Genomic DNA, 25,354 nt, shown 5'->3' on the forward strand with positions numbered 1-25,354 from the left:
GTTAACATCCTTTCAGCTTAACTGATCCACAAAACGATCCAGTCGCACGAACAGTTCCTGGCGAATCGGCTCTGCCTCATTGACCAGGTGGTGACGTGCTTCCGGGTGGCGATGTATCTCTGCCTGCGGGAACTTTTCCGCCAGTACCGCCAGATTCCACTCCCAATCGACCGTAAGATCCTGTTCGCCCTGCAGAATCAGAGTAGGCACCGTAACCGGCGGGTAGGCCAGCAATTGAGGCATCCAGCGGCGCATGGCGCTGACCCAGCCCACGTTGAGCTTATCCGGTTGCAGTGGGTCTTGTTCACGCAGGAAAAGGGCGAATGCCTCGTCCGTTGAATTGGCACGGTATTTACGCGGAATTTCCTTGATAAAGGGGCTCATGACTCGATGCACCCAGCTTGATTGCGTCCATCCCCAGGGCCGAACCAAAGGCGCCAGCAAAACCAGACCCGCCCAGGATGACGGGTTGCCCTGAATCAGTGCATCAGTGGCCAGAATCGCAGCGCCGGTACTTTGGCCAATACCTAGCCAGGGTGTGGGCGCCAGGGATTCTGCCTGCAGCTGAGTCTGTAAGGCACTCAGGCAGTGCTGATAATCCTTGAAGTCATCAATCGCGGCCCGCGGGCCGCTGGAGAGCCCGTGACCCGGCAAATCCCACAGCACCACTCGCCAATTGCTGGCTAACAGGCGTTCAAGCAGGTGGCGGTAGAGCCCCAGATGATCAAAATATCCGTGGACAACAAAGGCCGTGCCTACAGGCTCAGGTGGGCTCCATACCTGGCACCAGAGGGAAAAATGCCCGGTGTCGATAAAGCCGGCATGGACCCGGCTGGTATCGGCCAGCAAGGTTTTCAGGCCATAGTGGGCGAAGTAGTCTTCAAGCGCCTGGGCGAGGGCACTATCCGGATACAAGGGCTTGAGTGAGGCTTCATCCGGTGAGCCGGAGAAAATCCCTGCAAGATGTTGAAAATCCTCTAAGTGCATGCTCACTCTCCTTGCCGAGCCGCGGCGGGTCTAACGTGAAAATATAATCTTTTGGTCGAGCATGACAGGGCTTTAACGGCTATGCTGTTTACACGACAGTGCATTTATGGAATTATTTTCCAAAATTGTAGTTTGTTACTCAAAATCCTATTGACCTGCGTGGCCAGCGTTTGCTTTCTGCTTGCCGCGCTTACCTGACAGACAGGAGAAATTTCATGAGCGAGCGTATCACGCATCACCGTTTACAGGTGGCCGCTGACCTGAACCGTTTTATCAATGAGCAGGCCCTGCCAGGCACAGGTGTCGATGCTGATGCCTTCTGGGCAGGCGTAGATGCCCTCTTCCATGATCTGACACCCAAAAACCGTGCATTGCTCGAAAAGCGCGATGTGCTCCAGGAAAAACTCGACGCCTGGCACCGTGAGAACCCTGGCCCGGTGAGCGATATGCCCGCCTACCGCAGTTTCCTGAAGGAAATCGGTTATCTGGCTCAGGCGCCTGCCAATGTCGAAACCACAACGGCAAATGTTGACCGGGAAATTGCCATTCAGGCAGGTCCACAGCTGGTTGTACCGGTCAGCAACGCCCGCTATGCCCTGAACGCCGCCAACGCCCGCTGGGGCAGCCTGTATGATGCTCTTTACGGCACTGATGTCATTTCTGAAGACGATGGTGCTGAAAAAGGCACCCGCTTCAACCCCAAGCGTGGCGCCAAGGTCATTGCTTACGCACGCGGCGTGCTTGACCGTGCCGCTCCGTTGGCCACCGGCTCACACCGGGATGCCGTCAAGTATGCCATCCGTGATGAGCATCTGGTGGTTACCCTGGAAGGTGGGCGTGAAACCGGTCTTCAGGATGCGGGCAAGCTGATCGGCTTCACGGGTGATGCTGCCAAGCCTGACGCCATCCTGCTGGCCAACAATGGCCTGCATGTGGAAATCCAGATCGATGCAGAGCATCCCATCGGCAAGACCGACCCCGCTAATGTCAAGGATGTTGTGGTTGAAGCTGCCCTGACCACCATCATGGACTGCGAAGACTCCGTCGCCGCTGTGGATTCAGAAGACAAGGTCGGGGTCTATACCAACTGGCTTGGCTTGATGAAGGGCGACCTGCAGGAAAAGATCGAGAAAGGTGGCAAGACCTTTACCCGCGACCTGCATGCCGACCGCAGCTGGCAGACCACCGATGGCAACACCGTCACGCTACCCGGCCGTTCGCTGATGTTTGTGCGTAACGTGGGCCATTTGATGACCACACCGGCGATTCTGGATGCCGACGGCAATGAGCTGCCAGAAGGTATTCTGGACGCCGTGATGACCTCGCTGCTGGCCCTGCATGACCTGAAGAAAGGCGCTGACCAGCCGCGAAACTCGCGCACTGGCTCGGTCTACATCGTCAAGCCCAAGATGCACGGCCCGGAAGAAGTGGCCTTTGCCAATGAACTGTTTGGCCGCGTAGAAGACCTCCTGGGCATGAGCCGTGACACCCTCAAGATGGGTATCATGGATGAAGAGCGGCGTACCACGGTTAACCTGAAAGCCTGTATTGCTCAGGCGGCGTCTCGGGTGGTATTCATCAACACCGGCTTCCTCGACCGCACCGGTGATGAAATGCACACCGCCATGCAGGCGGGCCCCATGGTGCGCAAGGGTGATATGAAAGGCGCGGCCTGGATTCAGGCCTACGAGAAGAACAACGTTCAGGTCGGCCTGGCCTGCGGCCTGCGTGGCCGCGCCCAGATCGGCAAGGGCATGTGGGCCATGCCGGATCTGATGCACAACATGCTGGAGCAGAAGATCGGCCACCCCAAGGCCGGTGCCAACACCGCCTGGGTCCCCTCTCCCACGGCGGCCACCCTGCATGCCCTGCATTATCATCAGGTTAACGTCACTGATATCCAGCGCGAGCTGGAAGCCCAGGGCGAGCCGGATTACCTGGACGACCTGCTGACCGTGCCGGTGGCCGAAAACCCCAACTGGTCAGACGAGGACATCCAGCAGGAGCTGGACAACAACTGCCAGGGAATCCTGGGCTATGTGGTGCGCTGGGTAGAACATGGCGTTGGCTGCTCGAAAGTGCCGGATATCCACAACGTCGGCCTGATGGAAGACCGCGCGACCCTGCGTATTTCCAGCCAGCATATTGCCAACTGGCTACACCATGGCATTGTTGATGCGCCGCGGGTTGAAGAAACCCTGAAGCGCATGGCCAAGGTGGTGGATGAGCAGAATGCTGATGACCCGACCTACACTGCCATGAGCGCTGACTTTGCGGAATCCACCGCATTCAAGGCGGCTTCCGACCTGATCTTCAAGGGCCTGGTCCAGCCGTCTGGTTACACCGAGCCGTTGCTGCATGAATGGCGCCAGGTGCACAAGGCCAAATAAGCCCTGACACAAGCAAGCCCTGACAGGCTGGCCAAAACGATTCTGACCTCAACGCCCCAGGCTCGCACCCTGGGGCGTTTTTATTTATGCTTAGATGACGTTGACGTTAACTGGTGAAACGCTAAAACGTCTTCTCATCATGATTGATCACTCGAGGAAAACAATAATGACCGTGATGACCGTTGAGCAGATAGAACGTTTTCTGGATGAGGTGTTTCCACAACGCACGGGGCGCACTGAAAGCGTTGGTGACATGTGCGCGACCCTGCGCCTGGCCATTGATGAACGGCATCTGCGCCCTGGCCCGCGGGTGTCCGGCCCGACCATGATGGGTTTTGCCGATGTGGCCCTTTATGTGGCCATCCTCGCCCAGATCGGCCCTGAACCCATGGCAGTGACCAGCGACCTGAACTGCCACTTCCTGCGCGCGGCCTCTGGCGAGCATGACATTATGGCCCACGCCCGTCTGATCAAGCTTGGCCGCCGCCTGGCCGTCGGTGAAGTCCAGATTTTCTCGGTCAGCGATGACACCCGGCCCGTCGCCCACATTACAGCGAGCTATGCGCTACCCGACAAACCTTCACGGGAACAGGGTGTCTGACTGACCCCAGCATCCAACCGGGAGTAACACCATGGCCAGGCTGACGCTACTCGCGCTATTGATCGGTACCATCATCAATAAAGGTGTCTGTGGAAGCAGGACCATGGAACTGCTTCATGTGTTAAACGGTTTCTTCTTCCAGCAAGGTTTCATAAGGAATGTTAAGCCCCTTATGCAGGTTTCGGATCATGCGCAAGCTCAGCCGACGGCGCCGGTTTAATACCTCAGATACCCGACCACTAGGGCCTGTTGCTCCATGTGAAACCGGATGGCCTCGATAGGGTCAGACGGCCCGATGGGGTAATGCTCATCTTCATAGCGCTCAATCAGCACGGAAAGCACTTCCAATTCATCGGTCTCTTCGCTGCCCGCTTCGGCATCCCAAAGGGCCTCCACCCGCGCAAAAGCACGGTTGAGATCGTCTTTATTGCGAATCGGTTGAATGTTCATTTATACGGTCTCCGCATCGACTTGATCATACTGTTCGTGAGTGCCCACAAAGCGTACCCAAGCAATTTGGGGTGCGGCGTAACGGATACTCACCATCACCCGATATTTATTGCCACCAATGTTGAACACCACACGGCTCCCCTTGAGAATACTGGCGGTAGCGATTTCCGCCTTCAACGCCTGAGGCGTTGGCCAACTGGAGTTCATCATCATCTGATACCGCTCCGTCAATGGCTACCCTTGCATGCCACCCCGCCCAGCGTCAGCCAGCCGCTGATCAGGAACACACCGCCCATCGGCGTGACGATACCAAGGCTCAACCCCGCCAGTGCCATCAGGTACAGCGAGCCGGAGAAACACAGCATGCCCAGCGCCCACAGCGCCATCACCCAGCGCTGGCCGGCCATCGGCTGCACATGGCGCCATACCAGCACAGCCATGATGGCCAGGGTGTGCCAGGCCTGGTAGCGCACCCCGGTTTCCACGGCGCTGACCAGTTCCACGCTGACCCTGGCACTCAGGCCGTGGGCGGCGTAGGCGCCGAGTGCGACCATCAGCGCGCCTGAAAGCGCCACACCGCACCAGGCCCAGCGATTGATCGGCTGCATACTGCGTTCTCCTGTTGTCTGATGTAAGGGGTTTGGCGGTTTTATACCCGCTTTTAAGGCTGCCTGATAGCGGCTAAACCGTTACAATAAGGCCTTTCAGGCTTTCCCTTGATACTCACTAGCTGGCAAGCAGGCTCTCCATGACAATGATCCATATCCGCCTGAATGGCGACCCTCATCCTCTGGAAGCAGGCACGCACCTCGACCAATTGATTGAACAGCTTGGCCTGACGGGGCGACGCATTGCCGTTGAAATCAACGAAGAAATCGTCCCTAAAAGCCAGCACGCCCAGACGCCATTGGCCGAGGGCGACCAGGTGGAGGTTGTTCACGCCATCGGCGGCGGCTAGCACATCCGCCTTACGTTTTTGCTTTCACAAGGAACCGCTATGACGCCATTGACTGACACTCCCTTGACCGTTGCCGGGCGCGAATTCAGCTCCCGCCTGCTGGTGGGCACCGGCAAATACAAGGATTTTGACGAAACCGGTGCTGCCATTGCCGAAAGCGGCGCGGATGTGGTGACCTTTGCCGTACGCCGCACTAATCTGGGTCAGGACGCAGAGGCGCCCAATCTGCTGGATGCCGTGTCCCCCCAGCGCTACACCCTGTTGCCCAACACCGCCGGCTGCTATACCGCCAAGGATGCCGTGCGCACCTGCCGCCTGGCGCGCGAACTGCTGGATGGCCATAACCTGGTCAAACTTGAGGTGCTGGGTGACGATCATACGCTCTACCCCAATGTGGTTGAGACACTGAAAGCCGCAGAGACACTATTGGCCGATGGTTTTGATGTCATGGTCTATACCAGCGATGACCCTATTGTGGCACGCGCGCTGGAAGCCATGGGCTGCTGCGCCATCATGCCGCTGGGCTCGCTGATTGGCTCGGGCCATGGCATCCAGAACCCGTATAACGTGCGCCTGATTGTCGAGCAGAGCAGCGTCCCCGTCCTGGTGGATGCCGGTATCGGCACGGCGTCGGATGCGGCCATGGCCATGGAACTTGGCTGCGATGGCGTGCTGCTGAATACCGCCATTGCCCATGCCCGCGACCCTTTACGCATGGCCCGCGCCATGAAGCAGGCTGTTGAAGCAGGCCGCGATGCCTTTTTGGCAGGGCGTATGCCACGCCGCCAGAGCGCCGACCCTTCTTCCCCCTTTGCCGGGCGTATCAATAGCTGAACGCTTGACTCAAGAGACACTGATGACAGACTCCCAACACCCCGCTGATACCACCACAGGCCCGCAAGACGCTGAGGCGCCGCTGCACCGTCGCGGCATCAAAAGCTATGTGATTCGCGCCGGCCGCATGACCCCGGCTCAAACTCGAGGACTCGAGGTTGTCTGGCCGCGCCTGGGGCTGACGCTTGCTGATGGGCGCCTGGATCTGGATGCCCTGTTCGAACGCCAGGCCCCCAGGGTAGTCGAAATCGGCTTTGGCATGGGCAATTCGCTGATCGAGCAGGCCGAACGCCATCCTGAGACCGACTTTATTGGCATAGAAGTCCACGCGCCTGGGGTGGGCAAACTGCTGGATGAGACCGATAAACGCGGGCTGACCAACCTGCGCGTTTACCGTGAAGATGCTCTGGCGGTGCTGGAGCAGTGTATTCCCGAGGCCAGCCTGACCACAGTACAACTGTTCTTCCCCGACCCCTGGCCGAAGAAAAAGCACCACAAACGGCGGATTGTGCAGCCTGCCTTTGTTGAGCTGATTCGCACCCGCCTAAAGCCCGGCGGCACCTTGCATATGGCCACCGACTGGGAAGCCTACGCCGAATGGATGGCTGAGGTGATGGACGCCGCGCCCGGCTATGCCAATACCGCCAGCCAGGAGACCGCGCCTTATGTGCCACGCCCGGCGTTTCGCCCGCTCACCAAATTTGAAGCCCGCGGTGAAAAACTCGGCCACGGCGTCTGGGACCTGATTTATCGCCGGAAAGATGAAACCTGCTGAATCAGTTTAAACGCCAGCATCAGGACTGATCCATCACTACCCTGTGCAGTTCGCCGCTGCCATTTTCAAAGGCGTCAATATTGTTCAGGGTGGTTTGCGCAATATTGGTCAGCGCCTCATTGGTGAAAAAGGCCTGATGCCCGGTGATCAGCACGTTATGAAAGGTGGTCAAACGCATGAACTGGTCATCGTCGATCACTTTGTAGGACAGGTCTTCGAAAAACAGCTGGTCTTCCTCTTCATACACGTCAAGGCCCAGGTAACCGATGTGGCCGCTTTTCAGGCCATGCATTACGGCCTGGGTGTCCACCACTCGACCGCGCCCGGTATTGATCAGCATTACTCCGGGTTTCATCCGGGTAATTGCTTCGCTATCAATCAGATGATCGGTTTCAGGGGTCAGCGGGCAATGTAGCGAGATGATATCCGCTTCGGCGTAGAGGGTTTCCAGCGGTACGTATTCCACAAAGGTTTTTGCATCCGGGTTTATAAACGGGTCACTCGCCAGAATACGGCAACCGAAACCGTGCATGATATCGGCGAAAATCAGACCGATTTGCCCGGTGCCAACAACCCCGACCGTTTTACCGTAGAGATCAAAGCCCAACAGGCCATCGAGTGAAAAGTTACCATCGCGCACCCGGCTGTGGGCTCTGAAGGTCATCCGGTTGAGGCTCAGAATCAGCGCCACCGCATGCTCTGCCACTGCGTGGGGCGAATAGGCAGGCACTCGCGCGACAGTGATGCCGAGACGCTCTGCTGCCGCCAGGTCAACGTGGTTGAAGCCCGCCGAACGTAACGCCACCAGACGCGTTCCCCCTTCATGCAGGAGAGTGAGCACGTCAGCGTCCAGGTGGTCGTTAACAAAGGCACATACGCCGTCAAAGCCCTGCGCCAGCGCCGCAGTGTCGACATTCAGTCGGGCGTCAAAGAAACTCAGCTCATGGTGTCTGGTGGCATTGGCACGCTTGAGGAATGTTTCGTCGTAAGGTTTGGCGCTGAATACTGCAATACGCATAGCGTTCTCTCTACCTTCGTCGTTGATGTCAACAACCAGAGTGCCCTGCCATGAGTACACGAAGCAAGGCCGCATAACTTAAGAGATGGACGCTATGAAAAAGAAAGCCGCCCCGATAGAGGCGGCAAAAAGACCGTGAATAGCAATGAGAGGGAGAAACCACGACAGGTAATAAGTGAAGATTCGTTACCTAGTGAGTGTCATGGTGCCAGCGCCTCATCAAACGCTGACAAATATAATATAATCATTCTCATTTACCGCGTCAACATTAATACGAATCTTTTTTATTTACTTTATTGCAGAGGCCTCTTAGCCCATTAACAGCTGGAGCCAGAGCGGCAACGTCAGCATTGCCAGAAGCGTCTGCCCGGTAATAATGGCTGCCATCAGTTCTCCATCTCCTCCTAGCTGGCGCGCCAGAATATACGCAGACGTTGCCGTGGGCAGAGCCGCAAACAGCAGGGCAACATCACGGGTGACAGCATCCAGCCCAAGCAGCCAGGCCACGGCAAGCACCAGTGCGGGGAGTAGCAACAGCTTGACGCTGTTACTGACCACCACTCCTTTGTCCAGGCGCAACAAAGCCGTCGGGCGCAGCGCTACGCCAACCGCCACCAGCCCCAGGGGCAGGGCCGCACGCCCCAGCAGTGTCACTGTGTCCTGGCTCCAGCCAGGCAAGCCGATACCGCTGAGATTCAAACCGATTCCCAACAGACACGCCAGGATCAAGGGGTTTTGTGCCAGGGCGGCAATACTCTTGCGCATACTGGCCTTGCCCAGCGTGCCTGCCGCCACAAAGCTGGCCACGCACATAACGTTGATCACCGGCACCATCAAGGCGACTGCCACTGCTGCCGTGGTCGCTCCCGCACTGCCGTGCAGGGCCGCAGCCCCCGCCACCCCCACATAAGTGTTGAAACGCAAGGCCCCCTGAAAGACCGAGGTAAAGGCTGCCGCCTCCAGATGCAACCAACCGCGCATGGCCCACAGCAGTAGCGCCAACGCACTCAAGGTGCCTAGCAGGGTGAGTGCCAAGCGGCCAATCGGTACTGAGGCCACATCGGCAGTGGCAAGAGTGCTGACCAGCATGGCGGGAAACAGCACGAAGTAGATGATCTTTTCCAGCTGTGGCCAGAACCTGACGTCTGGCCAGCGCCAGTAGCCAAACAGGGCGCCCAACAAGATAAGAAGAAACAAGGGGCCCAGTGCCCCGATAATACTGCCACCCTCCGCCATGACCCTCTCCTGACCTGCGACATCCCAGCACAGTGATATCGTGCCAATTGCTGTTATTATCTTTATTTAAGAAAACTTTCTTCGTGATGGCTGTGCATTGTGTGTCATTTAAGCCAGCCATACACGAGTTTCTCGGCTAACGTCACCATGGTTCTGTCATGAACACTTCCACCCAAACAGCTCGTGCTGGAGGTTTTCCAGTGCTTCAGGTACTTATCCTGGTCACTGGTATCGCCTTGGCCGCACTCAGCTGGTACGGTTTTTCGTACTGGTTACGCAGCGACGGGGATGTTACCTGGCATCCGCCCTCCAGCTCCTGCGACCTGCACACAGAAACCTGTTCAGCCCGGCTGGGAGACAAGGGGTCGCTCACACTGACTGTCGGTGTTGACGGGCGCATCGAATCACTGGAAACACTTCCCCTGACCGTTACCACCCAGGGAATGGACGTCAGCGCTGCTGAAGTTGATTTTATTGGTCGTAACATGGATATGGGCATTAACCGCTTTCCACTGTCCGCTACACAGAATGACGACTTTCAAGGCCAAGGGCAATTGGGTGTGTGTACGTTATCCGTCATGCCCTGGCGCGCCCGGGTCATCGTCGATACCCCGGATGGCCGATTGGGCACCTGGTTCGATTTTGACGTTATCCGGAGCTGATCCTATGTCATCCCCTGTTTCTCGCCGCTTCACCCTTCTGGTCAGCCTTGGCTTGCTTGCACTTTTTATAGCCGCTGCCGGCGCCTTTGCCCTCAATCACTACTTTTCCGGCCAGAACCCGCAGCCGACCAGCGGGCTACCCGGCGGTCCCATTGAACTGGCGTCTACTCGTGGCGATTTTTCCCTGGCCCAGCTGGACGACAATCAGGTTGCCATTGTTACCTTTGGCTACACCTATTGCCCGGATGTGTGCCCAATGAACCAGGCCGTCAAAAAACAGGCGCTGGCTGAGCTGTCCCCGCAGCAGCGTGAGCGTGTTGTCCCACTGATGATTTCGGTCGACCCGGAGCGCGATAGCCTGGAGCGGCTGGCGGAGTACACCGGCTTTTTCGGGGAAGGTTTTATCGGCGCCACGGGCACACAGCAACAGCTTGAAGAATTGGCCAGCCGCTATGGGGTGATCTGGCGGCGGGTGGAAGCAGAAAACTCGGCGATGGGCTATACCATCGACCACAGCTCATCGCTTTATGTGGTCGACCGTGAAGGCAGGATTCTTGAGCGTGTACTGTATTCGTCCAGCCCCGAAGGGCTGGTAACCGCATTAAGAACCGCGCTCAATAGTTAAATTACTCATTATTGTCGGCATTGCTGGATGACTGCAGGCGATCCAGCATTGCCATCAAGGCGCTGACCTGGGTTCCCTGACGGGTATCGTGCAGAGGATTAAGCTGCCAACTGCTTTCCGCAAAGCCCCACCAGTCCCAGCAGCCCTGCGGATTCGCCAGAGTGCTTTCAGCCTGTGGATAGAGAACAATCCGGCCGTGCTGGTCTGCCCATTCGTTCAGGCCAGTTCCCCGCACAAAGGTTTCACCAATCTGTTCGGCATTCATCTGACAACCATGCAGGGCAATGGTGACTTCGCAGCTACCTTCGTCACAGCCTGCCGGCAGGTAGACATAGCCGTTATCTGCCAGTCCCTTGGCATCGAAATCACTCTGGTCAAAGCGAATCAGCTCGCCCTGGTCGGCAGGCGTTTCAGCGGGTGCCGCGTCGGGGTGAAGCCAGTCGAGCATATCGGCGGCAATGTCTTCATCACAGGCCAGCAGATGACTGCCACCGCCAGACTGGCAATTCCCCAACGGCTGAGAGAGCGACTGCTTGTTGCCCGCCAAAGAAACCGGCCAGCCGTGCCCCGTCTGGGCGCTACGCGCCACCTTCAGTTGATCATCGCTGGACAGCCACTGTTCCAGCTGTTCGGCCAGCAGATCTCCCAGTTCCGGTTCAACCACCGTATCCTCTTCGCCATGCCAGACATAGGCCCGCAGGTCACCGCGAGAAGGCTCACTACCCACCTGATCCTGCTCGCGGTAATTGGCCCAACGGGTGTTCAGCGTCTCAAGCGATGGCGCCCCCCGGCGCGTCATCATGCACTGGTTAAGCGCCAGGCTGAGCGAACCCTGGGAACAGCTCCAGGGTCCTGCTGCCAATACGCCCATTCCCGCAAACCGCTCGGGCCAGGCCACCGCCAGCTGCAGTGCCATATAACCACCCGACGACACGCCGACCACGCTGGCGCCCGCGTCTGCAGCCCCCAGCGACGGTAAGGTGCCCGGTGGAGCATCGTCTTCCTGAGCAATGGCAGGCAAGGCGTACACGAGTACGGCTCCCAGCATCAGTCGTGCTGCTGCGGAGTGACGATGGCCGGTGGTCTTCAACATGCAGGGTTACTCGACATCAAGAAGTTCGACACGGAAGGTCAGAACGGCATTTGGGCCAATCGGGCCCTGGCCGCGCTCGCCATAGGCCAGGTCTGAAGGAATATAGAGCATCCAGGTATCGCCCACGCTCATCAGCTGCAGCGCTTCCTGCCAACCTTCAATCACCTGATTGGCCGCAAAGCTGACCGGCTCGCCACGCTCAAAAGAGCTGTCAAACACAGTGCCATCCAGCAGCATGCCTTCGTAGTGCACCTCCACCGTGTCCTCTGCACCCGGTGAAGCGCCATCACCTGATTCAAGTACTTCATACTGCAGGCCGGAATCAGTCTCCGTTACTTCCTCGCGTTCGGCATTCTCGGCCAGAAAGGCTTTACCTTCCTCCAGATTTTCGGCGGCCATGGCGCCGGCCTGCGCTTCGCGTTCGGCCATTGCCTGTTCCTGGAAGCTTGCCAGCGCCTCGGCCATTTCATCTTCGCTCAACGCCAGATCATTGTCTTCGAACACATCGCGAATGCCGTCCGTCAGGCTGTCCACATCCAGTTCGGCAATATCGGCCTGCATGCTTTCAGCCAGGGTGACACCCAGGCTATAGGCCAGGCGTTCTTCATCGGTTTCCGGTGCAGCAGCGGCAAACGGGGCCACCAGCAAGGTGCTCAGCAGGGCAGTCGAAAAAAACGTTTTCATGGTCTTCCTTATGTCATTGGTAAAAATTCTTGGCGGAAAGTCTTTGCAGACAGACTTTGACGACAGTCTTGGAAGGCAGCCCTTCAAGACGGTCCTGGAGAACAGATATCAAAGCGTAACACCCGCCGTCTCAGGGTGCATCTTCCTGAAACGACGGGTGACCCTTGTGACAGCAAACCACGCTGAAAGTTGAGGTTCAGACCACCAGGGTCGGGCAATGTGCCGCACCGGCAACCCGCTGGGAAACGCTTCCCAGCAGCAAGTTTTTCTCACCGTTGGTGCCTTGGGCGCCAATCACGATCAGATCACACTCCCGCTTGCGGGCAAAGCGCACGATCGTTCGCGAGGGGCGCCCGCCCTTGACAAAGGCACGCACCAGGCTGCCCTCCACGCCCAGCTCAATAGCATGGGATTTGGCATGCACGGCAATTTCGGTGGCATATTCCTTCAAGGCATCGTCCGGAATATCCACCTTGTTGGGACGTACCATGGAAAGAGACGCTTCCATCAAGCTGTGATGCTTGAAAACACACAGAAAATACAGTTCGGCACCGGTCAGCCTGTGTAGACCCACCGCTTTTTCCAGAGCCTTCAGGGCGCCCTTGGAGCCGTCTACCGGGATAAGTATACGGTTGAACATCAAGCTGTCTCCTTGTGGCGGTTTAACCACCTAGCGGAAGGCAATATCACGCAGGAACAACGCAATCTGCGGGAACATGATCAGCAGGGTGGCCGCCAGGATCAGAATGAAAATAAACGGGGGGGTGCCTTTGATCACCTCCAGATAAGGCCGCTTGAAGATCGCAATCGCAGTGAAGATATCGCACCCAAAGGGCGGCGTTGCCGACCCTATTGCCACCTGCAGAGTGATCAGTATACCTACTAGAACAGGATCCAGGCCGGTGGCAGCCACCGCAGGGGCAAAGATCGGCGTTAACACCAAAATGACCACGATGGGATCAACAAACATGCAGGCCACAAAGAAGGAGATACAGATGGCAATCAATACACCGGTGGGTCCTGCCTCATTCACCCCGACTGCTTCAAGAATGGTCTGCGGGATCTGGGCAAATGAAATGATCCAGGAGAAGCCGTTGCCGACCGCGACCAGAATAAACACCACCGCCGTGATCAAGCCGGTTGATTTGGCAATGGCATAGATATCATTCATCTTGAGTGAACGGAATACCACGAACTCCAGCAGTACCGCATAGAGTACACAGGCCGCGGCGGCTTCTGTCGGGCTGAAGATGCCGCCGTAGATACCACCGACAATGATGACCGGGAAGCCCAGTGGCCACAGCGCCATCTGCACCGCCTTGCCACGTTCACGCCAGCTAGACCTGGGCTCGGTGGGCACCTTCTTGACGATGGCATAGGTCACGCAATAGGCAGAGAACATCAGCAGAATCAAGAGGCCCGGCCCGATACCCGCGATAAACAGCTCACCAATAGAGGTCCCGGAAATGACCCCATAGATGATCATGCCGATACTCGGCGGAATCAGGAAAGCAATATCACTGGAGTTGATGATCAGGGCGAGGGTAAAGGGGTCGGAATAGCCAGCTTTCAGCAACTTCGGACGCAGCGGTGAACCCACCGCCACTACCGTGGCCTGAGTGGAGCCGGACACGGCCCCGAACAAGGTACATGAGGCCGCCGTACTGACCGCCAGACCGCCTTTGACGTGGCCAATGAACGACATCACCATCGCAATCAGGCGATTGGCAGACTGACCTCGGGTCATGATATCAGCCGCCAGAATAAACATCGGCACCGCGATCAGCGATGCCGGACGAATCCCCGCCATCATCTGCTGTATCAGGGTATCCATCTGGCCCAAGCCATTGAACATCATGTAAAAACCGATTACCGCCGCGGTAACCAGTGGAATCATCATGGGAAAGCCGAGCAGTAGCAGGGCTATCATGGTGCCGACCATTATCGTTGTCATAGCAGTTCCCCTTAGGCGCTAATACATGTGCGCGGACACATGGCCCAGCATCAAACCTCAGTTTCCGTGTCTTTGTATCCATCCACCACGCCGGTCGAGAGGTACACATCCCGACTGGTAAGGTTCTTGACGGCCGTCAGCAGGTATTGAATACCGGTCACCAGAAAACCCAGCGGCACCCAGATATAAATGATCCAGATTGGCAGCCGCAAGGAAGGCAGAACACGCCCTTTGCTGTACATATCGGCGATATACACCAGCGAGTAATAGAACAGAAAAAACATGACGGCAGAGGTAAACAGGGCGATAAAGATCATCAACACCTTGCGCCCGCCGACAGGCAGTGCATCGTAAATCGCCGACATACGAATATGTCGCCCGTGGCGGGCGGCGTAACCGATACCGGCAAAGGTGATCATGATAATCAGGATACGGTTCAGCTCGCCTGAAAACATGATGCTATTACCAAACACAAAACGGGCAACAACGTTGGTCACCGTATTAAGCGCCATCAATAGCACGCCCAGCGCCAGAATAGCGGCTTCTACCTTACTGATAAAAGTATCAATTACCCCAAGAATCCCCGGCAGGCCGGAGCGATAATTTTTTTCGGCTTCTTCTTCAGTCGTCATCGCCTGACTCCTTTTCACCACGCTATTCTTCAAGTCGTTTGCGTGAACTAAAAAGGGGCAGCCTTTGCTGCCCCTTTTCGTTACTGTATTAGCGAACTTACTCCAAGCGAACAGAAATCAATCGTTGGTGACAGCCTCAAGGTCATCCTTGAACTGCTGCAGCAGTTCCTCACCGCTTTCACCAGCCATTTCAATAAAGGCTTCCTCGACCTGAGGAGCGCGCTCACGGAAGGCCTGGATCTGCTCTTCAGAAAGGCGTGTTACCGTGACTTCATCAGAGGCTTCCTGGATCTTGGCAAGTGATTCTTCAGCCAGACCGGAGATATGCTCAATGGTATGATCGTAGGCTGCTTCAGAGGCTTCCTGCACCAGCTGCTGATCTTCATCAGACAGGCCTTCGTAGAAATCCTGATTGGCCATCATGGCAGTTGTGAACCAGCCATGACCCGTGAAGGTCAGGTGCGGGGACACTTCATAAAGGCCGCCGGATTCAATCCAGAAGATCGGGTTCTCCTGACCATCGATAATACCCGTCTGCAGGCCACCATAGACTTCACCCCAGGGCAGCGGTGTCGGCGTGGCGCCGAAGGCATCGTAGGTTTCCGACAGCAGCGGGTTGGTCATGGTACGGATTTTCTTGTTGTCCATATCTTCCGGCGAACTGATCGGTTCGTCGGTAGTGACAACCATCTCACCTTCCGGGTACATCTTGAGCAGTTCCAGACCCTCTTCAGCATAGAGTTCCGGGAACATGTCATGAATCGCTTCGCTTTCATTGAAGAACTGGATGACGGTTTCTTCATCGGTCGGCAGCAGATACGGTACAAAGAAGATCTGTGCTTCCGGGATCAGGGAGCCGGTGAAGCCGGGTGACTGGTTGACGAACTGAAGGATACCGTTCTGGGTCTGCTCCATGATGTCGTCAGATTCGCCCAGCTCGCCGAAACGATAGACTTCTACGGTGTGGTCAGAGTTTTCTTCGATATAATCCTTGAAAGCATGTGCAAAGACGTCCTGGACATCATCTTCATATTCTTCATGGGCGTAACGCCAGTTCTCCGCAGATGCAGCACCGGAAAGGCCTAACAATAAGGCACTTACGCTTGCCGTAGTAAGTAGCTTGGTAGTAACAGACTTGGTCGACTTCATGCGTTATTCCCCGTTTCAATGGTGCGCAGTAGGTGTCAGCGCAAACTGACCACCTGGTATCTGCGCATTGATCTGTTTTGACCCTGAAGCAAACGGCAACACTGTAGAATGTCTAATGATGCGTTGACTGACATTCAACACTACCAGGAAAAACCTGAACCGATTTACTGTCAGTATTGAACAAAAACAGCGTAAATTCAGGCTAGCGCGCCCTTATCAAGGGGTCAAGCCGCGACGCTATGGTTACCCAAGGATTTTGAATAGCAGGCAACGTAATATTTTCAGAACTGCAGGGGATATCAAAATGCGAACAAGTAGCGCTTAACTTCAGCCATTCAGCTAGCATTTGTGTCGAACGCGCTTTATCAGGCAGGAGTCTTGTTGCCTGTTGATGCCATTGCCCCCATGCCTGCCAGCGTTGAAGGTTTTCACGCTCAGCCAACAATTCTGCCTTTTTGATGGTGTTGCGCAGTTCGGTCACGCCGGAATCTGCCCCCGCCGTTAAGGCTTCATGCTTTAATGCCTGGCGCAACTGGCGCAGCACGGCGGTAATATCCCTTTGCCAGCGGGCTCTTTCGCGCCGCTCAATGGCTAGCGCTTGGGGATTGGCTTCGAGGCCGTGAATAAATAGCCAGCTATGAAATAATACTTCACACACATCCACACCCTCTTCATCCTGCAGACGCAGAAAGGCTGCCTCGACATCCGGCAAGGCATAAAAACGCAGCGCAAAGGACCACAGCGAAGCCTGCTGAAGCGCTGCCAATCGGGTAGAATTATTCATCAATTGCCAACCTCTTTTCGGGAGAACGCATGATCGCACTGCGCCAGGTCGCACTACAACGCGGCACACAACGGCTACTCGATAACGCTGATCTTACTCTTAATGATGGCGTTAAAGCTGGCATTATCGGCGCCAATGGCGCAGGAAAATCCAGCCTGTTCAAGTTATTGCTGGGTGAGCTGGGCGTGGATCAGGGCGAGGTTGAAATGAGTGGCAACCAGCGCATCGCGCACATGGCTCAGGAAGTGGATGCCCTTGACCGCGCCATTATCGACTATGTGATGGACGGTGACATTGCCTTGCGCCAGGCACAAGCCGACCTTGAGACGGCCCAGGCGTCCGGCGCTGCCCACCGCGAGGCAGAGCTACATGGCCTGATCGAAACCCTTGACGGCTACCGGGCAGAATCCCGGGCCGCACAGTTACTGGTTGGCCTGGGGTTTGTGCAGACGGATCTTAAACGCCCGCTGTCCGATTTTTCCGGCGGTTGGCGCATGCGCGTCAATCTGGCCCGCACCCTCTTCATGCCATCTGACCTTCTATTACTCGATGAGCCGACCAACCACCTGGATCTTGATGCCCTGCTGTGGCTTGAACAGTGGTTGACCCGCTACCCGGGCACCCTCTTGCTGATTTCCCATGACCGGGATTTTCTTGATTCTGTCTGTGACCATATAGTGCATATGCACCAGCAAAGCGTAGAACTCTACCGAGGCAACTACTCACGCTTTGAACGCACCCGGGCTGAAAAGCTTGCCTTGCAGCGTGCAGAAGCCGCCAAACAGCAGGCCCGGCGCGAAGAGATTGAACGGTTCATCAACCGCTTCAAGGCACAGGCCAACAAGGCCCGCCAGGCCCAGAGCCGGGTCAAGATGCTCGAACGCATGGGCGATATTGCCATTGCGCATGTGGATTCACCTTTCCACTTCCGCCTGCCTGCCGCCGATAAAACGTCACACCCCTTGCTGGTGCTTGATCAGGCGCAGCTGGGTTACCAAAGTAAAGAGGGTGATATTATCCAGCTCGATAAGGTCAATATGACCTTATTACCCGGCAGCCGGATCGGCCTGCTGGGCCCAAACGGGGCAGGTAAATCCACCCTGATCAAAAGTCTGATCGGCCAACTGCCCCTGCTGGCCGGCAAGCGTGTGCCCGGCGAGCACCTGAAGGTTGGGTACTTTGCCCAGCATCAGCTGGAGAGTCTGGATATCAAGGCAACCCCTTTCATGCACGTTCAGCGGCTGTCGCCCACCGCCAGCGACCAGGATATCCGTAACTTCCTTGGCGGTTTTGGCTTCGCCGGAGACGATGCCTTTGGCGAGGTGGCCACCTTTTCCGGCGGCGAAAAGGCCCGCCTGGCCCTGGCGCTGGTGGCCTGGCAGAAACCTAACCTGCTGCTGCTTGATGAGCCGACTAACCACCTTGACCTGGAAATGCGCGAAGCGCTGACCGAGGCGCTGGCCAGCTTCGAGGGCACCGTTATTCTGGTCTCCCACGACCGCCACCTGCTGCGTGCCAGTGTGGATGAATTCTGGCGCGTCGCCGACCACAGGGTTGAGCCCTTTGAGGGTGACCTGGATGACTACCGCCAATGGCTGAAAGAACGCCTTGAATCACAGCGCCGCGACGCTCGCAGTGATAAGGCGGATCATCAGCATCAGCAGGCCAGCGGAGACAGCCGCGAAGCACGCAAGGCTGCACGCAAGGCCGCAGCCGAGATGCGTGAAAAGCTCAGACCGATCAAAAAGGTCCGCGATCAGGCTGAAAAAGCCATGGAAAAGGAACAGAACGCCCTGACGGCACTGGAAGACCGGCTGGCTGACCCGGCACTCTACACCGATGCCAGCCGCAAAGCAGAGCTGACGGACGTACTCGCCAAACAGGCTGACATCAAAGCTCGCCTGGATGACGCCGAGCAGCGTTGGCTGGCGGCCGAGGAAGAACTGGAAACCGCTGAGGCGGAATTACTGGAAGCCGAGAGAGGATAAGACACGCTTCAGCTTTCGAGCATAAAGGTCACGGGACCATCGTTGATCAGCGCGACCTGCATATTGGCGCCGAATTCGCCGGTAGCCACCGGCGTATCCCCTGATTGCGCCTGAGCCACCAGATAATTGAACAGCCGCTCACCTTCTTCGGGCACAGCGGCGCTGGAAAAACTCGGCCGCAGGCCCTTACGGGTGCTGGCGGCCAGAGTGAACTGGGAAACCAGCAGCAGGGCACCGCCTGCCTGCTGGACATTGAGATTCATCTTACCTTGCGTATCGCTGAACACGCGGTAGTTCTGAAGTTTATGCAGTAAGATGTCGGCACGGTCTTGGTCATCGCCTTTTTCCACCCCTACCAACACCAGTAGCCCTTGGCCAATCTGGCCGACTGTCCTGCCCTCCACCTCGACGCTGGCTCGCGACACCCGCTGTATCAATGCTTTCATAGTGCCTCAAGGGGTTCATCTGAAACGTCGGGCTATTGGCGTGCCAGCAGTGCATCCCGGAAATCTTCGCCAAGCGGCGTTTCACCCAGCCAGATACCAAACATGGCGCTTGCCGCATCCGCGTCGCCGCCTTCAAACAGCACGTCACCGTTCAAGGCTAGCCTCAGCTGCTCGCCGTCCCAGCTCAATACATAGCGGTCACCTTCTTCCACACTGCGGTAACGAGCGTTCAAGGCCTCGATGTCTTCTTTGATCTGATCGAATTCATACTTTGTCAGATTTTTCTGAATCGTCTCCAGCGTGGCATCGGCGAAATCCTCAGCGTCAATATCATGGAAATACGCCAGCTCCAGACGTCTTGGCACATCACTCAGCGGCTGAGGATCCGTGACGCCTTCACCCTGGTAATAGGCCCCCGCATAGGCCGTCCAGATCATGTACTTGAACACACCCGTACCTAACAGCTCATAGCGCTGGCCATTTTCCTCTACCGTACGGCTGAAAGATTCGCCCTTTTCGGTGACGCTTTCCGCCTGTGCCATTGCGGTTGCCGCCAGAAGCAATCCGGCTACCAGCCAAGCGGCTAGACGTTTATGAATCCACATACAACCTCCACCAACGGGAATGAGAGACTCCTATACTTACCATTATTCAGCGTATAAGTTCCGCATAAAATAGACCCATTCAATACAACGCGGCGCCGTTCATACTTCGTCCAATCACCGAGAAAAAGGTGAATTGCGTCGTTCATCCGCCCTGTATTTCATCGTTTAAAGCGAGCCGAGTGAATGGCGGATGACGCCGGGCATCCACCCTACGACTCACCACCATTCATGGAAATGATGCACGGGGCCTCGGCCCTGGCCGACATCAAGCCGTGTACTGGCCTGCAGCGCAGCATGCAACCACTGCTTGGCGGCACGAACGGCTTCTTCCACCGGCGCCTCACTGGGCTGGTTGGCCAGGCAGGCGGTAATGGCCGATGACAGCGAACACCCCGTACCGTGAAGATTATCAATTGCCAGGCGCGGCGCCGGTAGCCAGGTAGTACTATTCGGCGTCGCCAGCAGGTCCGAACAGTCACCGCCTTGTAAATGGCCACCTTTAAGCATCACATAAGGCGCCCCCAGACAACACAGCGCGGGCATGGCAGCTTCCATCTCAGCGGTTGATTCAGGCGTACTGCCGCCCAGCAATACCGCAGCTTCTGGCAGGTTAGGGGTGATTACATCAGCCAGCGGTATCAGGATGTCGCGCACCGCCTGAATCCCTGCATCATCCACCAGCACATCACCGCTTTTCGCTACCATGACCGGATCCAGCACCACCCAGCGCGGGCGTCGATGCCCTATGCAGTCGGCAATCACTTCAGCCACGTCACGGCTGGCGACCATGCCGATTTTCACCGCATCCAGCGTCACGTCATCCAGCAGGGTGGCCATCTGTTCAGCAATAAATGATGCCGGCACGGGAAAGACACCGCGCACTCCCTGGGTATTTTGCGCCGTCAGGGCGGTGATCACACTGGTACCGTAGGTGCCCAGGGCCGAAAAGGTCTTCAGGTCTGCTTGAATGCCTGCCCCACCGGAAGGGTCAGAGCCCGCAATGGTCAAGACATTGTTGATTGATGACGCACCCGAAGATACCCGTTGAGTTGCCATAAGAGATCCTTGTTCACCACCCGATTGAAGGCCAGCCTGGAAGCCGGCGGCACATGATATCCAGATATAGTAAATAGATAGAGATAAAAGTAGCCAGATAAAAAAACGGCCGCCCGCAGGCAGCCGTGTTTATTACCGCCGAAAGACTTATTCGGTGGTATCGCCTTCCGGGTTACGGGCGTTGTAGTACGCCTGCTCGGAAATGGCATGGTAGTTGACCACCTTGTCCTGGAAGGTGCTGTAGGACTCATGGATACGGGCGGCCAGATCGCTGGATTCTGCCAGCTCAGCAACCACTTCCTGGGAGTGTTCGCGGGCCTGAGCCAGAACATCATCAGGGATGCGGCGCAGTTCAACGTCATGCTCGTTGACCAGGGTTTCCAGTGCATCGTTGTTACGGGCGGTATATTCATCCAGCACGTTGGCGTTGATGTCACGCACCGCCGTGGTCAGGATCGCCTGCAGGTCGTCCGGCAGTTCGTCCAGTGCCTCTTCGTTGACAATGGTTTCAAACATGACCGTCGGCTCATGCCAGCCCGGATAGTAATAATAGTCGGCCGCCTGATGAAGGCCAAACGCCAGATCATTGTAGGGGCCAATCCACTCGGTGGCATCAATGGCACCGGATTGCAGCGAGGTGAAAATTTCACCGCCCGGCATGTTGACGATCGCTACGCCCATACGGCTCATGACTTCGCCACCCAGGCCTGGCATACGCATTTTCAGGCCATCAAGGTCGTCAAGGGAGTTGATTTCCTTGTTGTACCAGCCGCCCATCTGCACACCCGAAGCGCCTGCCACCATGACATCCACCCCAAAGGGCTCATAGACTTCGTCCCATAGCTCCATACCGCCGCCGAAGTGCAGCCAGGCATTCATTTCCTGAGCATTCATGCCAAACGGTACAGCGGCGAAAAACTGGGCTTCGGGCGCTTTGCCTTTCCAGTAGTAAGAGGCCGAATGACCCAGCTCTGCCGTGCCATCGGAGACAGCATCAAACACCTCAAAGCCCGGCACCAGCTGGCCAGCTCCAAAGACTTCAATAGTCAGACGACCATCTGACATTTCGTCAACCAGCTCTGCCAGGCGCTCTGGCCCCTGGCCGACACCCGGAAAGTTTTTCGGCCACGAGGTGACCATTTTCCAGCTGAAAGTTTCCTGCGCCTGGGCCTGATTGTCCAGGCTGGATACGACCAGCATGCCTGTAGACATGGCGGTGGTCATGGCAACGGCTGCTGTCAGTGTTTTAACTTGCATATAAACCCCTTGTTATCAGTGTTTTTCGGGTGATGTGTACGTTACCCGATAGTCACGTACACCTGGCGCCAGATAATCATCACCTGCTGCATGAGAGTGCAGCAGGTGGTTAACTAAAATTAAAATGCACCATCTTGATCCCCGTCAAGCTTGCCATGGGGCAGCGTTGATAGCAGCCTCTGCTTTCAACTCAGTCCAATGAGCTCTCTGCTTGGCACTTCAATATTCAATCCAAGACGGTCTAGCCAAACTGGCTGGGTAGCCAGGTCGCCAGTTCCGGGTAGAAGGACAGCATCAGCAGCATCCCCAGCTGAATCAGGATGAACGGAATGACACCGCGATAGATCGCCGAGGTGGGCACTGATGGCGGCGCAACACCGCGCAGGTAAAATAGCGCAAAGCCAAAAGGCGGTGTCAAAAATGAGGTTTGCAGGTTGATCGCAATCATGATGCCCAGCCAGATCGGATCCAGCCCCATGGCCAGCAGAATAGGCCCGACAATCGGCACCACGACAAACGTTATCTCAATGAAATCAAGAATAAAGCCCAACAGGAAGATCACCAGCATCACGATGATGGTTGCCCCGATCACACCGCCCGGCATGCCTTCAAACAGCTCGGTGACCATGTGCTCGCCGCCATAGGCACGGAAGACCAGCGAAAACAGTGCCGCCCCAATCAGGATCATGAACACCATGGTGGTGACGTGGGTTGTGGAGCGCAGGACATCTTTCAGCGTGGCAATGTCAAGCTGGCGATAGGCCAAGGCCAGCACCAGAGCGCCAAAGGCACCCACAGCGGAGGCTTCGGTCGGCGTGGCAAAACCGCTCAGGATGGAGCCCAGCACGGCTACAATCAGCACCACAGGCGGCACCAGACCCTTGAGCAGCAACCAGCCGATGCCGGAGGTGTGGCCCAGTTCATCCATCAGTTCCTGACGATCCGCAGGCGGTGCTGTATGCGGGCGCAGCCAGGCAGTCGCCGCGATATACAGCATATACAGCACGACCAGGATCAGGCCAGGCACCAGGGCACCCATGAACAGATCGCCTACTGAAACAGTCTTGGGACTGAAGATCCCCATATCCAGCTGGGCTTGTTGATAAGCGGACGACAGGACATCCCCCAGCAGGACCAGAGCAATGGACGGCGGAATAATCTGGCCCAGGGTACCTGTGGCACAGATGGTGCCCGTGGCCAGCGACATGGAGTAATTGCGCTTGAGCATGGTCGGCAACGACATCAGCCCCATGGTCACCACAGTCGCGCCGACAATGCCGGTTGATGCCGCCATCAGCATGCCGACCAGGGTGACCGAAATACCCAGGCCGCCGCGCAGGGAACCAAACAGCAGTGCCATGGCATCCAGGAGCGTTTCAGCGACCTTGGATTTTTCCAGCAGCACTCCCATCAGCACGAACAGCGGCACTGCCAGGAGGGTAGTGTTGGTCATGATGCCGTATAGCCGGTTGGGCAGCGCGGCAAGATAACCGCCGTCAAAGTTGGCATCCACGCCCATGGCTTCAAGCCCGAGACCGAGGCCTGCAAATACCAGAGCAGTGCCCGATAGCGAAAACGCAACCGGGAAGCCAAACATCAGGACAATACAGATGACGGCAAACAGAATGAGCGGCATGAATTCCAGCATCAGATGCGCTCCTCCAGATGCTCGTCACCTGTCGATGGCGGTACAATCCGGCCCGTCAGGATGTAGGCATTGCGCACCAGCTCAACGGCACCCTGTATGAGCATGAAAAGGGCAAATAATGGAATCAGGGTCTTAAGCAAAAACACCGCAGGAATGCCCCCGTAATCAGGTGAGGTTTCCAGAATTCGCCATGAGTTACCGACGTAACCCAGACTGGAAACAATGATGAATACCATGACCGGCATCAGCAGGAAGACAATACCGCACAGGTTGATCAGCGCCTGTCGGCGAGGCGCCATCTTGCGGTAGAAGATATCAACCCGCACATGTCCGTCATGGCGAAGCGTGTAGGCAGCGGCGAGCATAAAGACAGCCGAATGCATATACATCACCAGCTCCTGCATGAAGACACTGTTGACCGAAAAAACGTAGCGTAGCAGTACAATGGCAAACTGAATCAGCATCATCAGGATGATCAGCCAGGCCAGGCTGCGGCCGAACCACTCTGAGGCACTATCCAGCGCGCGCACCAAAGGGGGGAGTTGTGAAGTCTGGGACATGGGCAGCGTCTCGTATCCAGCGTCAGAAAAAATCAGCGCCTGAGACCATACCTCATCCAGGTATAGAATGCAGTGTTAACAATCCACGCAGCATTCGCGTGGTCAACGCAGCGTCGTCTGCCTATGCCCTGGCAGGGCAGCTTGTTTTCAGAGTTTCCAGGCACTCGGCTGGCAGAGGAAGGTCCACTGCCAGCGGCAGATGGTCAGAAAACAGATGATCCAGCACCTGCACTTCCGCCGCTTCCAGGCTGCGCGAAAGCAGGATGTGATCGAGTGCGCGGCGAGGCTGCCAGGAAGGATAGCTGAGCAACGGCTTGACGGGATGCAGCGGCAGGGACTCGCTGAAACGTGCATGGGCATGAATCTGTTCCGGCGTGCAGTTCAGATCGCCCATGACCACCACATGGCGCAGCGGGGTAATCAGATCGCTCAGATAATTGAGCTGGCGGGTACGCCCCCGATGACTAAGGGCAAGGTGGGCAACAAACACATGCAACGCATCAGGCCCTTCTCCGAAGCGGGCGTGAATGGCACCACGCCCAGGCAGGGTACCGGGTAAACGGTGTTCTTCCAGCCGCGTCGGTTTAAGGCGAGACAGCAGGCCGTTGCTGTGCTGGGCGATCTTGCCGAGATTACGGTTGAGCTGCTGGAAATGATTCGGGAAGCCCGCACGTTCTGCCAGGTAGCGCACCTGATTGACACGCCCGGAGCGGAAGCTGCCGCCATCCACTTCCTGCAGGCCTACGATATCAAAACGTCCCAGCACTTCGCTGATCAATTCAAGGCGTTGATTGCGCTCGCGCTGGGGAAGAAAATGCTGCCAGCTTCGGGTCAGGTAATGATGATAGGCAGACGTCTGGATCCCCACCTGCAGGTTGAATGTCAGCAGACGCAGGTGGCCATCAGCAAACGATGGTAACCGGGCATCCAGTTGGCTCATGGGGGCAGGCACTCCGTTCAGA

29 protein-coding genes are annotated in these 25,354 nt (G+C 56.7%); 9 read left to right on the top strand and 20 right to left on the bottom strand.

What is annotated here, in order from left to right; translation table 11 throughout:
- Positions 1-12: 12 nt before the first annotated feature.
- Entirely contained in the window at positions 13-987 is a 975-nt protein-coding gene (locus LL947_RS13785; protein WP_404414697.1) for an alpha/beta hydrolase, read from the bottom strand.
- 215 nt (positions 988-1,202) lie between these two features.
- On the opposite strand from LL947_RS13785, the gene LL947_RS13790 reads away from it, so the two are divergent.
- The 3 genes from LL947_RS13790 (at position 1,203) to LL947_RS13800 (ending at position 4,198) form a co-directional block, all read left to right on the top strand.
- Positions 1,203-3,377, top strand: coding sequence for a malate synthase G (locus LL947_RS13790; RefSeq protein ID WP_404414699.1), 2,175 nt, complete (start codon positions 1,203-1,205; stop codon positions 3,375-3,377).
- 166 nt (positions 3,378-3,543) lie between these two features.
- On the top strand, positions 3,544-3,978 hold the full coding sequence (locus LL947_RS13795; RefSeq protein ID WP_404414702.1) for a PaaI family thioesterase: 435 nt from the start codon (positions 3,544-3,546) through the stop codon (positions 3,976-3,978).
- Positions 3,979-4,009: 31 nt separating this feature from the next.
- Complete coding sequence (locus LL947_RS13800) at positions 4,010-4,198, top strand: hypothetical protein (protein WP_499833516.1); 189 nt, start codon at positions 4,010-4,012, stop codon at positions 4,196-4,198.
- Here LL947_RS13800 and LL947_RS13805 read toward each other — a convergent pair.
- Genes LL947_RS13805 through LL947_RS13815 form a run of 3 tightly spaced genes read right to left on the bottom strand, consistent with a single transcriptional unit; the run spans position 4,195 to position 5,036 of the window.
- Positions 4,195-4,428: a helix-turn-helix domain-containing protein gene (locus LL947_RS13805; RefSeq protein WP_404414705.1), complete on the bottom strand. Its 234-nt coding sequence runs from the start codon at positions 4,426-4,428 to the stop codon at positions 4,195-4,197. The genes LL947_RS13800 and LL947_RS13805 overlap by 4 nt on opposite strands.
- Positions 4,429-4,641: a type II toxin-antitoxin system HigB family toxin gene (locus LL947_RS13810; protein ID WP_499833517.1), complete on the bottom strand. Its 213-nt coding sequence runs from the start codon at positions 4,639-4,641 to the stop codon at positions 4,429-4,431.
- 14 nt (positions 4,642-4,655) lie between these two features.
- Entirely contained in the window at positions 4,656-5,036 is a 381-nt protein-coding gene (locus LL947_RS13815) for a DUF423 domain-containing protein (RefSeq protein WP_499833518.1), read from the bottom strand.
- Positions 5,037-5,176: 140 nt separating this feature from the next.
- On the opposite strand from LL947_RS13815, the gene thiS reads away from it, so the two are divergent.
- From thiS to trmB, 3 genes are read left to right on the top strand one after another with little or no spacing between them, the layout of a single operon-like run.
- Positions 5,177-5,386: a sulfur carrier protein ThiS gene (thiS, locus tag LL947_RS13820; RefSeq protein ID WP_404414712.1), complete on the top strand. Its 210-nt coding sequence runs from the start codon at positions 5,177-5,179 to the stop codon at positions 5,384-5,386.
- Between the two features lie 39 nt (positions 5,387-5,425).
- A complete protein-coding gene (locus tag LL947_RS13825) occupies positions 5,426-6,220 on the top strand; it encodes a thiazole synthase (RefSeq protein ID WP_404414715.1) in 795 nt (264 codons plus the stop codon).
- A 22-nt stretch (positions 6,221-6,242) separates the two neighbouring features.
- Positions 6,243-6,995: a tRNA (guanosine(46)-N7)-methyltransferase TrmB gene (gene trmB / locus LL947_RS13830; RefSeq protein ID WP_499833519.1), complete on the top strand. Its 753-nt coding sequence runs from the start codon at positions 6,243-6,245 to the stop codon at positions 6,993-6,995.
- A 19-nt stretch (positions 6,996-7,014) separates the two neighbouring features.
- Here the strand turns inward: trmB and LL947_RS13835 are convergent, their stop codons facing one another.
- Both LL947_RS13835 and LL947_RS13840 read right to left on the bottom strand, forming a co-directional pair.
- Positions 7,015-8,013: a 2-hydroxyacid dehydrogenase gene (locus LL947_RS13835; RefSeq protein WP_290823533.1), complete on the bottom strand. Its 999-nt coding sequence runs from the start codon at positions 8,011-8,013 to the stop codon at positions 7,015-7,017.
- A 309-nt stretch (positions 8,014-8,322) separates the two neighbouring features.
- On the bottom strand, positions 8,323-9,249 hold the full coding sequence (locus tag LL947_RS13840) for an AEC family transporter (protein WP_499833520.1): 927 nt from the start codon (positions 9,247-9,249) through the stop codon (positions 8,323-8,325).
- A gap of 200 nt (positions 9,250-9,449) precedes the next feature.
- Here LL947_RS13840 and LL947_RS13845 point away from each other — a divergent pair, with 200 nt between their 5' ends.
- Both LL947_RS13845 and LL947_RS13850 read left to right on the top strand, forming a co-directional pair.
- Complete coding sequence (locus LL947_RS13845; protein WP_499833521.1) at positions 9,450-9,911, top strand: hypothetical protein; 462 nt, start codon at positions 9,450-9,452, stop codon at positions 9,909-9,911.
- Positions 9,912-9,915: 4 nt separating this feature from the next.
- Positions 9,916-10,536, top strand: coding sequence for an SCO family protein (locus LL947_RS13850; protein WP_290822161.1), 621 nt, complete (start codon positions 9,916-9,918; stop codon positions 10,534-10,536).
- 1 nt (position 10,537) lies between these two features.
- Here the strand turns inward: LL947_RS13850 and LL947_RS13855 are convergent, their stop codons facing one another.
- From LL947_RS13855 to LL947_RS13885, 7 genes are all read right to left on the bottom strand, one after another.
- On the bottom strand, positions 10,538-11,629 hold the full coding sequence (locus tag LL947_RS13855; RefSeq protein ID WP_499833522.1) for a PHB depolymerase family esterase: 1,092 nt from the start codon (positions 11,627-11,629) through the stop codon (positions 10,538-10,540).
- 6 nt (positions 11,630-11,635) lie between these two features.
- The gene (gene bamJ, locus LL947_RS13860; RefSeq protein ID WP_290822165.1) at positions 11,636-12,313 is read right to left on the bottom strand and encodes a BamJ family beta-barrel-assembly machinery protein; all 678 of its coding nucleotides are present in this window, start codon (positions 12,311-12,313) and stop codon (positions 11,636-11,638) included.
- A gap of 196 nt (positions 12,314-12,509) precedes the next feature.
- Positions 12,510-12,953 carry a universal stress protein gene (locus LL947_RS13865; RefSeq protein WP_290822166.1) on the bottom strand — a complete coding sequence of 148 codons (444 nt, stop codon included), beginning with the start codon at positions 12,951-12,953 and terminating at the stop codon, positions 12,510-12,512.
- A 30-nt stretch (positions 12,954-12,983) separates the two neighbouring features.
- Complete coding sequence (locus LL947_RS13870; RefSeq protein WP_290822169.1) at positions 12,984-14,267, bottom strand: TRAP transporter large permease; 1,284 nt, start codon at positions 14,265-14,267, stop codon at positions 12,984-12,986.
- A gap of 50 nt (positions 14,268-14,317) precedes the next feature.
- A complete protein-coding gene (locus LL947_RS13875; RefSeq protein WP_290822172.1) occupies positions 14,318-14,899 on the bottom strand; it encodes a TRAP transporter small permease in 582 nt (193 codons plus the stop codon).
- 117 nt (positions 14,900-15,016) lie between these two features.
- Entirely contained in the window at positions 15,017-16,048 is a 1,032-nt protein-coding gene (locus tag LL947_RS13880; protein WP_499833523.1) for a TRAP transporter substrate-binding protein, read from the bottom strand.
- Positions 16,049-16,250: 202 nt separating this feature from the next.
- Positions 16,251-16,832 (bottom strand): TIGR02444 family protein, encoded by a 582-nt coding sequence (locus tag LL947_RS13885; protein WP_499833524.1) that lies wholly within the window; start codon positions 16,830-16,832, stop codon positions 16,251-16,253.
- A gap of 29 nt (positions 16,833-16,861) precedes the next feature.
- Here LL947_RS13885 and LL947_RS13890 point away from each other — a divergent pair, with 29 nt between their 5' ends.
- Positions 16,862-18,820, top strand: coding sequence for an ABC-F family ATP-binding cassette domain-containing protein (locus LL947_RS13890; protein WP_499833525.1), 1,959 nt, complete (start codon positions 16,862-16,864; stop codon positions 18,818-18,820).
- A gap of 8 nt (positions 18,821-18,828) precedes the next feature.
- On the opposite strand, the gene dtd is transcribed toward LL947_RS13890, so the two are convergent.
- The 7 genes from dtd to LL947_RS13925 form a co-directional block, all read right to left on the bottom strand.
- A complete protein-coding gene (dtd, locus tag LL947_RS13895; RefSeq protein WP_290822180.1) occupies positions 18,829-19,266 on the bottom strand; it encodes a D-aminoacyl-tRNA deacylase in 438 nt (145 codons plus the stop codon).
- A gap of 32 nt (positions 19,267-19,298) precedes the next feature.
- Positions 19,299-19,871: a chalcone isomerase family protein gene (locus tag LL947_RS13900; protein ID WP_290822182.1), complete on the bottom strand. Its 573-nt coding sequence runs from the start codon at positions 19,869-19,871 to the stop codon at positions 19,299-19,301.
- Between the two features lie 216 nt (positions 19,872-20,087).
- Positions 20,088-20,927, bottom strand: coding sequence for a bifunctional hydroxymethylpyrimidine kinase/phosphomethylpyrimidine kinase (gene thiD / locus LL947_RS13905; RefSeq protein ID WP_404414741.1), 840 nt, complete (start codon positions 20,925-20,927; stop codon positions 20,088-20,090).
- A gap of 147 nt (positions 20,928-21,074) precedes the next feature.
- Complete coding sequence (locus LL947_RS13910; RefSeq protein WP_499833526.1) at positions 21,075-22,184, bottom strand: TRAP transporter substrate-binding protein; 1,110 nt, start codon at positions 22,182-22,184, stop codon at positions 21,075-21,077.
- A gap of 241 nt (positions 22,185-22,425) precedes the next feature.
- Entirely contained in the window at positions 22,426-23,832 is a 1,407-nt protein-coding gene (locus LL947_RS13915; RefSeq protein ID WP_404414747.1) for a TRAP transporter large permease, read from the bottom strand.
- Positions 23,832-24,392: a TRAP transporter small permease subunit gene (locus LL947_RS13920; protein ID WP_290822189.1), complete on the bottom strand. Its 561-nt coding sequence runs from the start codon at positions 24,390-24,392 to the stop codon at positions 23,832-23,834. Before LL947_RS13920 ends, LL947_RS13915 begins: the two co-directional genes overlap by 1 nt.
- A gap of 121 nt (positions 24,393-24,513) precedes the next feature.
- Positions 24,514-25,332, bottom strand: a complete 819-nt coding sequence (locus LL947_RS13925; RefSeq protein ID WP_404414750.1) for an endonuclease/exonuclease/phosphatase family protein — start codon at positions 25,330-25,332, stop codon at positions 24,514-24,516.
- Positions 25,333-25,354 lie beyond the last annotated feature (22 nt).

The sequence above is a fragment of the Halomonas sp. BLK-85 genome, from assembly GCF_044792155.1.
Lineage (GTDB): Bacteria > Pseudomonadota > Gammaproteobacteria > Pseudomonadales > Halomonadaceae > Vreelandella.